Consider the following 10,463-nt stretch of genomic DNA (forward strand, 5'->3'; position numbering starts at 1 on the left):
GATCTGAAAGGCAATTCCAACCAATTCACCAAAGCGATGCATTTTCTTCGCTACTTCTTCCGAACAACCAACAGAACGCGCACCAGCTTCACAACAAGCTGCGATAAGCGTTGCCGTTTTCATTCGAATAATCTCGAAGTATACATCTTCTGTAATATCAAGTTTTCGCGCTTTTTCGATTTGCAATAATTCACCTTCCGAAATTTCCTGTATCGCAACCGAAACAACTTCAAGTAAATCGAAATCTTTGTTTTTAGTCGAAATAATTAAGGTCTTTGATAAAAAATAATCTCCCACCAAAATAGCTACTTTGTTCTTCCAAATCGCATTAAGTGAAAAGAAACCACGACGCAATGTACTATCATCCACTACATCATCGTGTACCAAAGTTGCGGTGTGAATAAGCTCGATAAAAGAAGCTGCACGATAGGTACGTTCTTGTACTTCGCCATTTAATTTTGCAGTTAAAAATACAAACATCGGACGCATTTGTTTTCCTTTTCTACGCACGATATAATTGGAAATACGGTCAAGAAGCGAAACATTACTCTTCATCGATTCGAAGAATTTCTGTTCAAACAATTTCATTTCCTCCGCGATCGGAGCTTTAATCAAATCTACCGTGTTACCCAAAATTTAGTTTTTTAATTCGTAAAATTATTGATGCAATGTACAACCTGTTTTGCATAGAATCCTTTATAATTAAATTCCTCTCCGCTAAAACAAATTTTGTTTTCGGTTGGCAAAACTGAAATACCTTCCAATTGTCCCAACTGTGTCGTGAAGCCCAAAGGTAAACTTATTTTTTTAACTTGAGAAGTGAAGAATAACTGATTGTTATCTTTTGGCAAATCAAACCAACTGATAAACGTTAACGCTTCTTTTGTGTAGCCTAACAGATAAACTCCTTTGGTAGAACTATTTACATCAGCATCGATATAAGCAGCAGTTACAGCGTAATTTGTAGGAAAAGTTTCTAACTTTTTGGCTGCGTGTTTTTTAGAAGAGTCAATAGGAACAACATAATGAGACGTTGACATATTTGACCATTCTTTTGTAAAAATATGCAATTGATTTTGGTAGACAAAAAATGCTTCTGCGTCCCAATTTGTCGTCATATTTTTGAACTGAAAAGTTTCTTGATCTGGATAATAAAATTCTATTTTTTCAGCTTTTAATTGCTGATAAGATTTTGAATAATCGATGTTTGATTTCTGGATAAAATAAATGGCTAAATCTTTTCGTTTGCCCAAATTATTTCCAAAATCAGCAAAATAAATTCGATTATCATCCGAAGACATTTCTTCCCAATCGATATTTGGAGCATTTGTGATGAAAATAGTATTGATAATTTTACCTGTTTTTGCATCAAAACGATACAATTCTGGTTTGGAATCAGAATCGTTTAAACCCCAAAAAGAAGCCACATTTTTATCTTCTTTTTCATATTCTAAAGTCGAAATTTCGTTCAAAGTAGGCGGTAAGTTGATACTTTCCATTTTATAATCATCAATAGAAATTGTATCGATGTTTTCTACTATTTGCGCGAAAGAGAATTTAGTCAGAATCAAAAATAAAAATATGGCTAAATATTTCATTTGATTATGTTTTAATCATTTCCAGTTTTATTGGCTAATTGTCCGCAAGCTGCATCAATATCTTTTCCGCGACTACGACGTACATTTACCACAATATTGTTGGATTCTAAAGCTTTGATATAATTGTTAACTGCTTCTTCTGATGCTTGTTTGTAGATTCCGTCATCAATCGAATTATATTCGATAATATTCACTTTAGAAGGAATTTTTCGACAGAATTTTACCAATGCATCGATATCTTCTTTTTTATCATTAACACCGCCCCAAACAATATATTCGAACGTAATTCGTAAACCTGTTTGTTGGTACCAATATTGAAGACTATCCATTAAATCCGTCAACGGAAATTTAACAGAAAAAGGCATAATCACATTACGAACTTCTTCTCGAGCCGAATGTAAAGATACCGCAAGGTTAACACGTAAATCTTCGTCAGCCAGTTTTTCAATCATTTTAGGAATTCCCGAAGTAGAAACTGTAATTCGTCTTGGAGCCATTCCTAGTCCTTCTGGCAATGTGATTTTTTTGATGGCAGAAATTACTTCGTTATAATTTAACAAAGGTTCTCCCATTCCCATAAATACGATATTGCTTAAAGGACGATTGAAATAACGTTTACTTTCTTCATCGATAATCACAACTTGATCGACGATTTCGGCAGCTGTTAAGTTACGCATACGTTTTAATTGCGCTGTTGCACAAAAAGTACAATCCAAGCTACAACCAACTTGCGAAGAAACGCATGCAGTTGTGCGAGAATCAGTCGGAATTAAAACAGATTCCACAACGTTACCATCATGAAGTTTAACCGCATTCTTGATGGTTCCGTCGTTAGATTTTTGTAGAAGATCAACTTCAACAGGTTGAATTTGGAAAGATTCTCCCAATTGCTCACGTAGAGCTTTTGAGATATTCGTCATGTCATCAAATTGATGCGCATTCTTTTTCCATAACCATTCGTACACTTGTTTTGCGCGGAATGATTTTTCTCCAATCTCTTTGAAATAATCTTCAATCTCAGCTTGTGAAAGCTTTCGTATATCTTTTTTTGTTGTACTCAAACTTGTCTTATAAGATTAACATTGCATCTCCGTAAGAGTAGAATTTGTATCCTTCTTTTACAGCTTCGTTGTATGCTTTCATTGTTAAATCGTGTCCAGCAAACGCAGAAATCATCATGATTAATGTAGATTTTGGTGTGTGGAAGTTTGTAATCATACAATTTGCAATAGAGAAATCGTATGGTGGGTGAATAAATTTGTTCGTCCAACCATCAAATGCATTTAAATGACCATCTGCAGAAACAGAAGATTCGATAGAACGCATAGAAGTTGTACCAATAGCACAAACTTTTTTCTTCTCGTCAATTGCACGATTTACAAGATCAGCAGATTCTTGAGGAATAATAACTTGCTCAGACTCCATTTTGTGTTTAGATAAATCTTCAACCTCTACAGCTTGAAAAGTTCCTAAACCAATGTGTAATGTTAATTCAGCAAAATCAACACCTTTAATTTCTAAACGTTTTAATAAGTGTTTAGAAAAGTGTAAACCAGCTGTTGGTGCAGCAACAGCTCCTTCGTGTTTTGCATAAATTGTTTGGTAACGCTCTGCATCTTCTGGTTCAACATCACGTAAAATATATTTTGGAAGTGGAGTTTCTCCTAATTCTTTCAATTTTGCACGGAATTCTTCGTAAGATCCATCAAATAAGAAACGTAAAGTACGTCCACGAGAAGTTGTATTGTCAACAACCTCTGCAACTAATGTATCATCATTATCGAAGAATAATTTATTTCCGATACGAATTTTACGCGCTGGATCAACCAAAACATCCCATAAACGAGTCTCAGCATCTAATTCTCTTAGCAAGAAAACTTCGATTTGAGCACCAGTTTTCTCTTTGTTACCCATCAAACGAGCAGGGAAAACTTTCGTATTGTTACGAATCATTACATCTCCTTCGTCGAAATACTCGATAAGATCTTTAAATTGTCTATGTTCAATTTCTCCGGTGTCACGGTGAACAACCATTAAGCGAGCTTCGTCTCTGTTTTCAGAAGGGCGATCTGCTAAAAGTTCTTCAGGTAAAGTAAAGTCGAAATCGGAGGTTTTCATTTTCATAATTGTACAATTTTTTGCAAATATACGATGTCAGATACCCCTTTGTCAAGTGAATTGAGGTATTTTATGAAATTGCTAACGTTTAAATGTTTATTTTTGACGAAAGACTTATAGATATTATCAAGTTTTTTAATACTTATTTGAAAAATAAAATGAAAACGAAACTACTATTACTATCAATGTTTTTTACATTTTTTAGTTGTAATAAATCCGAACAAAAAATTGAAGAATCTGCTGAAATAGAAAAGATTGATTCTGTTGCAAAAAAAGAATCACCAGAATCAGAAATTCCGAAAGAATTGATAAAAGCACCAGATTTTTCTTTGGCTGATATCAATGGAAAACGATTTGACTTATCAGATTTCAAAGGAAAATATGTCTACATGGATATTTGGGCAACATGGTGTGGACCTTGCAAAGTTCAAATTCCTTTTATGAAAGAATTGGAAAAACAATTTCATAATGCACCAATTCATTTTGTAAGTGTTTCTTTGGATAAATTAGAAGATAAGCCAATTTGGGAAAAAATGGTGAGAGAAAATCAGATGTCTGGTGTACAGTTATTTGCAGGAAGAGAAGATAACTTTGGCTTTGATTATAAGATAGAATACATTCCGACTTTTATTATTTTAGACAAAGAAGGAAATATTATGATTGATCGCGCGCCTGCACCGATGGATTATCAAACAGGAGGAATCAATCAACAATTGGTTGATATTCTCAAAATGATGAAATAAAAAAAGCTTCCATTTGGAAGCTTTTTTTTATTATTGAGCTCATTATGCTCTAACTTTAGTTTTTAAATTAATTCGTTGTCCAACTTTAGGTTGCGCACCTGGCTCCATACGATTCAGTTTATATAAGCTACTAACTTTTACGCCAAAACGCTGAGAAATCGTGTACATATCATCACCTTCTTGTACTTTGTACGAATAATCAGAACCTTTTGTTTTCTTTTTTCCAAAAAATACAATTTGTCCATCTTTCAACTTAGATCCCATTTGTATTTCATTGAAATTCGCAATATCAGAAGGAACTTTATTATACGTTTTAGAGATTGTCGCTATCGTTTCTCCAGCTTGTGCAACAATATAAGGAATGTTATTCTTGTGATTTTTGATGCGAGTTGTTGGATTTTGAGGACGAGTTTCATAAACAACCGTTTTGTTATTTACAATAGGCTCATTCTTTTCTACAATATTTTCTTTGGGTTGGTAAGAAGCTAAAATAACTTCTTCTTTGATTGATTTAGGCTCATTTTTCATCTGTTTAGAAGAATTATTCGCTAACATCAAATCATCTTGATTGTTATATAATGCGTATAACTTAGCAAAAACTTCTTCAGCTGAAATCTTATCAAATTGATCTAAATTATATTTTTCTATTCGAGAGATTAATTTAAACGCATATTTTGAATCTGTTGCATAACCAGCTTTTTTTAATCCATGAGCCCAAGCTTTAAAATCTGTTGGATCCAAATTAAATAAAGCCTTATAATAGGGTCTTAATGCCAAAAATTCTGAGTGATCTCTGTAACTTTCTTCAACTGAAAGATACTTTCTGAAACATTCGCCTTTTGCATCATCATCGTGGTAAATTCTTGGTTTATCCAACGACCATTCTGCTGGTCCTTTACATTTTATACCAAAATGATTATTTGCTTGCTCAGCTAATCTACTTTGCCCTCCACCTGTTTCTAATAAACCTTGTGCTAAAGTTATACTTGCCGGAACTTTGTAAAGTTGCATTTCTTCAACAGCTAAAATAGCATGTTTTCGAATGTAAGTTATGTCTCTACTTTCTTGGGCTTGTGTTGACATGGCCAAAACAAAGCTAAAAACGTACAACAATTTTCTCATTCTATAATATTTTTATTCTTCTTTTTTAAAAGTTTATTCATCCCTTCTATTCCTTGTAGTCCGCCTGTATGAACGATAAGAATTTTAGAGTTATCACTAAAATAATGATTTTTAATCAATTCGAAAATACCAAAAACCATCTTTCCTGTATAAATAGGATCCAATTGAATATGGTTAATTCGCTTGAAATCATTTACAAAAGTAATTAAATCATCCGAAACTTTTCCATATCCACCAAAATGATATTCGTTAAAAATAGTAAAATTCGTTTTATTTGTCAATTTTTCTATCTCTTTTGGAATAAAATTCCCTTTTAAACTTGGAAAGCCTATTATTTTTTGATGCAATTTAGAACTTTCAATCAAACCAGCAATTGTTCCACAAGTTCCGATCGCCGAAGCAATATAATCGAAATCGAAACAATCTGCATACAAAATTTCTTCGCAACCTTTTATAGCTAACTCATTTGTACCTCCTTCTGGAATAACGTAAGCGTCTGGATATTTAGTATTTAAATCATCTAAAAATTTAATTTCATCTTTTTTCCTATACTCTTCTCTCGAAATAAAATGCAACTGCATTCCGCATTTTTCAGCAAAACGTAAGGTTGGATTTTCATCAATTTTATCAATTAACTCTTCTCCTCGTATAATGCCTATTGTTTCGAAATCATGAATTTTACCTGCCGCAGCAGTCGCTGCTATATGATTAGAAAAAGCACCTCCAAATGTTACTAATTTTTTGAAACCCAATTTTTCAGCTTCAATAAAATTATATTTTAGTTTTCGGTATTTATTTCCAGAAATTTCAGGATGAATTAAATCTTCTCTCAAAATAGAAAGTTGAATTTTCTGAGAAGTTATATGCGTAATATCAATCGGCTGTATTTGAGCTTTATAATCGTTCCAAATCATTTACAAATATTTTAGAAAACTATAAAATTTTCGTTCTTTTAAATAATTCAAATTATGATCATTTGCATACGCTTCACGCTCAAAACTAATATTTCGATACGCTTTGTGTTGATCACGGTATTGAACTAATCGAATCATATATTCTATCAAATAAAAAGGATAAAAAAAGACAACTAAAAGTTCGAGTTGTTGAATAATATGAATGGTTTCATGATTGATTAAAACAGTATCATTCTTTAATTTTTTATCTCTCAAAAAAATAAACGGAAAAATGGTAATTCCGATAAAGTTCTTGCGAAATAAACGATTCAAAACAACTACAAACATGATTTACTAACTCGATTCTGTGTCAAAATTAAGCAATCTGAGAGATATTGATTTAAAAAGCGTTAAAAAGCGTAAATTTAGAAGAAGTTTCGCAAATAATTATCATACCAAAATTAATGATAGTTTATAGATAAAAGTTGTAAATTCACAGCGTTAGAAATGAAAAAGTTTGAAGAAGGAGATTATTATTTATCTCCAGAAGGTTTCAGAATATTTACTGAACAATATCTAAAAAAAAGAGGGTATTGTTGTAAAAGTGGATGCAAACATTGTCCGTATGGATACGATAAAAAAACAGATAAAATAAAGAATAAGAAATAATTATATGAAAATAACATCAACAGTTTTAGCTTTGTTAATAGGAAGTTGTGCTTTTGCTCAAATGAAATTTCCCGCGGTAAGTTCTCATGCTGAAGTTGAACAAAAAGTAGGTTTAACAGAATTTGAAGTTGAATATAATCGACCAAATGTAAACGGAAGAAAAGTATTTGGAAAATTGGTACCGAATGGAGAAGTTTGGCGAACTGGTGCGAATGAAAATACGGTCATCAAATTTGATAAACCAATCAAAGTGAATGGACAAGAGTTGGCTGCTGGCGAATATGCGTTGTATAGCATTCCGAATAAAGAGGAGTGGGAGGTAATTTTTTACAAAGACACGAAAAACTGGGGAAATCCGAAAGAGTGGAAGGAGTCGAATATCGCTTTGAAAGTGAAAGCTCCGTCAACAAAATCGATGAACAATAAGACAGAAACGTTTGAGATTCGTTTTACAAATGTGACGCAAAAATCAGCGAATTTGGTATTAGCTTGGGATAACACAACGGTTGTTTTGGATATTGAAACGAATACAATTAACGAAGTTTTAAAAATGATTGGAGATCAATTGAACGAAAATTCTTCTGCAAGAGATTTTTACAATTCGGCAAACTTCTATTATTCGAATAAATTGGATCGAAATCAAGCGTTGAAATGGGTCAATACAGCTTTAGAAAAAGATGCAAATGCGCCAGATTATTACAAAGAATTGAAAGTTAATTTGGAAAAAAATAAATATTAATTAAAAATCCCTTCAAAAATTTTTGAAGGGATTTTTTTATTCAGAAATATTCTTTTTTAAGATAATTTGTAAGTAAGAAAACATCAACGCAGTTGACCAGCCAACCATCATAATTCCGTTTATAGCTTCTAATCCAGCCATGATTTTCCATTCACTATCAATCACAACAACACCATAACCAACGGTTGTAAATGTGATTAATGAAAAATAGATTGCTTCTTGAAAACTATACAAATTGTCAATATTTGGATTGAAATAAAAAGTAGCCGCCCAAATTGTATATTGTGCGCCATGTAACAAAGTAAGCAAAGAAACAGATAATGCCATTTGCCAAATTACTTGACTAAACGTTAAATGTTGTTTTTTGAGATTAAATTTATGTAGATATTTTAGCGAATAAACAGTGACAGTTGATTGTAAAATAACATTCACACAAATAATCAATACGCCATAACATATAATTAGAAACATATTTTTATCTATTATAGGCGAGTACAAAAATGTAAAGAATAAAATTTATATAATACTTTTTGAAGCTAAAAATTTTGTAAATTTAATAGAGAAGTAAAATCTAGATATCCTAAATATTTGATAAAATCTGGATTAATAAAGCTTTATTACTAATTTTGTAACGTTAAAAATACATATTTCAACGAATGAATATTAATTTTAAATATATTTTGATGTGTTTCGGAATAGCTACAATTGGCTTATCTTCGTGTGCTTCAAATAAAAATTCGAAAAAAATAGTTTATAAAAAAGTAGAATCTAAGCAGCCTATAAAACCTGTAGAATCTACGCAAACAACTATTCTTACTACATCAAAAACTGAAATTTCGAATAAGAAAGATGAAGTTTTTACAGTGAAATTACCAGAAGTAAATCGTGAGTTCCGAGCGGCTTGGGTAGCTTCTGTTGCAAATATTAACTGGCCTTCTAAAAAAGATTTAACGACAACGCAACAAAAAGATGAAGCGATAAAGTTGTTGGATATGTTAGAAGCAAACAATTTTAATGCAGTTATTTTTCAGGTTCGTCCAGCGGCAGATGCTTTGTACAAAAGTAATTTTGAACCTTGGTCTTACTTCTTAACTGGAGAAGAAGGAAAAGCGCCTTCTCCATATTATGACCCGTTAGAGTTTTGGGTGGAAGAAGCGCACAAACGTGGAATTGAGTTGCATGTTTGGTTAAATCCTTACAGAGCGCATCACAGTAGTGGAGGGCCGGTGACAAGTGAGTCGATGGTGAAAAGGTCGCCAAGTAATGTGGTCAGATTGAAGAATGGTATGTATTGGTTTGATCCTGCTGACAAAAAAACGCAAGATCACGTTTCGGAAGTTGTTCGTGATATCGTTTCGCGTTATGATATTGATGGTGTTCATTTTGATGATTATTTCTATCCATATGCATCGTATAATGGTGGTGCAGACTTTCCAGATAATTCAACTTGGAATGTTTACAAGAATAATGGAGGAATGTTGTCGAGAGCAGATTGGCGTCGTCAAAATGTGAATACAATTATTGAGCGTATTTATAAAGAAATCAAAGCAGAAAAACCTTTTGTAAAATTTGGTATTAGTCCTTTTGGAATTTGGAAACCAGGATATCCTGCTGGAATTACAGGTTCTTCGCAATATGATGAATTGTATGCAGATGCAAAATTATGGTTGAACAAAGGTTGGGTTGATTATTTTTCGCCACAATTGTATTGGCCAATTAATTCGACAGGACAAAGTTTTCCGAAATTATTAGAATGGTGGAAATCAGAAAACACACATAATCGTCATCTTTGGCCAGGTTTGAATACTGTAGAAGTGAAAGTTTCGGATAGAACAACTGAGATTACAAATCAGGTAAAAATGGCTGGAGAAATTTTACAAAACAATGTGGGTGTTATTCACTGGAGTATTGCTGGATTAACGAAAAATCCTTCGATGTTGAGTTATCTGAAAGAAGGTCCATACAAAGCTAAAGCTTTGGTGCCAACTATGAATTGGATAAAAGCAGATCGTTTGGCAAAACCAAGTTTGTCTGTAAATGCAAAAGCATCAGAAGTTGTGATGAATTGGAATGATTATAAAATGAATTCGAATGTTTCGAAATGGATTTTATATACACGTTACAACAACGATTGGGAAACATCTATTTTGGATAAAACCAAAACAAACCAAACAATTTTGAAACATAAAGATGGTAAAAGCTTAACGGCAGTTGCACTAAAAGCTGTTGATCGTTTAGGGAACGAAAGTGATTACGTTGCTCAAAAAATTAATTAAGAATAGAATTTCTCTAAATATAAATCCTCAACGAAAGTTGGGGATTTTTTTGTTTTTACAACTTTGTTGTTTTTGTATATTTGATTATACATTAATAGTTTAACACATATTTAAATAACCATAATTATATGAAAAATAAAATAGGTTTCAATATTATTTTTGCGCTTATTGCATTTCCAATAGGACTAGCTTTGTTAAGAGAGTTTAATTTTCAAGATTTTACGTTTAAAAATACAGCATTAGGTATTATTTATTCAGTAACGTTTATATTCTGCATATTTTTTATCATTAGCGTCCTAAACGTT

12 protein-coding genes are annotated in these 10,463 nt (G+C 32.3%); 4 read left to right on the forward strand and 8 right to left on the reverse strand.

The genetic code is table 11. From position 1 onward, the window contains the following. The 4 genes from B2X73_RS08570 to queA form a co-directional block, all read right to left on the reverse strand. Positions 1-588 (reverse strand): polyprenyl synthetase family protein (locus B2X73_RS08570; RefSeq protein WP_414647161.1); only part of this gene is annotated, 588 nt, incomplete at its 3' end. Between the two features lie 56 nt (positions 589-644). Further along, the gene (locus B2X73_RS08575) at positions 645-1,598 is read right to left on the reverse strand and encodes a hypothetical protein (RefSeq protein ID WP_286495588.1); all 954 of its coding nucleotides are present in this window, start codon (positions 1,596-1,598) and stop codon (positions 645-647) included. An 11-nt stretch (positions 1,599-1,609) separates the two neighbouring features. Further along, positions 1,610-2,659, reverse strand: a complete 1,050-nt coding sequence (gene rlmN, locus B2X73_RS08580; RefSeq protein ID WP_038336309.1) for a 23S rRNA (adenine(2503)-C(2))-methyltransferase RlmN — start codon at positions 2,657-2,659, stop codon at positions 1,610-1,612. A gap of 7 nt (positions 2,660-2,666) precedes the next feature. Further along, the gene (gene queA, locus B2X73_RS08585) at positions 2,667-3,716 is read right to left on the reverse strand and encodes a tRNA preQ1(34) S-adenosylmethionine ribosyltransferase-isomerase QueA (RefSeq protein ID WP_038336356.1); all 1,050 of its coding nucleotides are present in this window, start codon (positions 3,714-3,716) and stop codon (positions 2,667-2,669) included. 158 nt (positions 3,717-3,874) lie between these two features. Between queA and B2X73_RS08590 the strand changes: the two genes are divergently transcribed. Beyond that, complete coding sequence (locus B2X73_RS08590; RefSeq protein WP_181816294.1) at positions 3,875-4,459, forward strand: TlpA family protein disulfide reductase; 585 nt, start codon at positions 3,875-3,877, stop codon at positions 4,457-4,459. A 42-nt stretch (positions 4,460-4,501) separates the two neighbouring features. Here the strand turns inward: B2X73_RS08590 and B2X73_RS08595 are convergent, their stop codons facing one another. From B2X73_RS08595 to B2X73_RS08605, 3 genes are read right to left on the reverse strand one after another with little or no spacing between them, the layout of a single operon-like run. Continuing rightward, entirely contained in the window at positions 4,502-5,581 is a 1,080-nt protein-coding gene (locus tag B2X73_RS08595) for a glucosaminidase domain-containing protein (protein WP_291071537.1), read from the reverse strand. After that, the gene (locus tag B2X73_RS08600) at positions 5,578-6,495 is read right to left on the reverse strand and encodes a 1-aminocyclopropane-1-carboxylate deaminase/D-cysteine desulfhydrase (protein ID WP_171622283.1); all 918 of its coding nucleotides are present in this window, start codon (positions 6,493-6,495) and stop codon (positions 5,578-5,580) included. The genes B2X73_RS08595 and B2X73_RS08600 overlap by 4 nt, the downstream gene beginning before the upstream one ends. Continuing rightward, the gene (locus tag B2X73_RS08605) at positions 6,496-6,822 is read right to left on the reverse strand and encodes a hypothetical protein (RefSeq protein ID WP_171622282.1); all 327 of its coding nucleotides are present in this window, start codon (positions 6,820-6,822) and stop codon (positions 6,496-6,498) included. A gap of 159 nt (positions 6,823-6,981) precedes the next feature. Here B2X73_RS08605 and B2X73_RS08610 point away from each other — a divergent pair, with 159 nt between their 5' ends. Both B2X73_RS08610 and B2X73_RS08615 read left to right on the forward strand, forming a co-directional pair. Further along, the gene (locus tag B2X73_RS08610) at positions 6,982-7,143 is read left to right on the forward strand and encodes a DUF5522 domain-containing protein (RefSeq protein ID WP_160279602.1); all 162 of its coding nucleotides are present in this window, start codon (positions 6,982-6,984) and stop codon (positions 7,141-7,143) included. A gap of 4 nt (positions 7,144-7,147) precedes the next feature. After that, positions 7,148-7,882, forward strand: coding sequence for a DUF2911 domain-containing protein (locus B2X73_RS08615; RefSeq protein ID WP_291047082.1), 735 nt, complete (start codon positions 7,148-7,150; stop codon positions 7,880-7,882). A gap of 36 nt (positions 7,883-7,918) precedes the next feature. Here the strand turns inward: B2X73_RS08615 and B2X73_RS08620 are convergent, their stop codons facing one another. Then, on the reverse strand, positions 7,919-8,353 hold the full coding sequence (locus tag B2X73_RS08620; RefSeq protein ID WP_291047081.1) for a potassium channel family protein: 435 nt from the start codon (positions 8,351-8,353) through the stop codon (positions 7,919-7,921). A gap of 185 nt (positions 8,354-8,538) precedes the next feature. Between B2X73_RS08620 and B2X73_RS08625 the strand changes: the two genes are divergently transcribed. Beyond that, the gene (locus B2X73_RS08625; protein ID WP_291064735.1) at positions 8,539-10,158 is read left to right on the forward strand and encodes a glycoside hydrolase family 10 protein; all 1,620 of its coding nucleotides are present in this window, start codon (positions 8,539-8,541) and stop codon (positions 10,156-10,158) included. Positions 10,159-10,463 lie beyond the last annotated feature (305 nt).

Origin of the sequence: Empedobacter sp. UBA7252 (assembly GCF_002472765.1) — a bacterium.
GTDB classification, from domain to species: domain Bacteria; phylum Bacteroidota; class Bacteroidia; order Flavobacteriales; family Weeksellaceae; genus Empedobacter; species Empedobacter falsenii_B.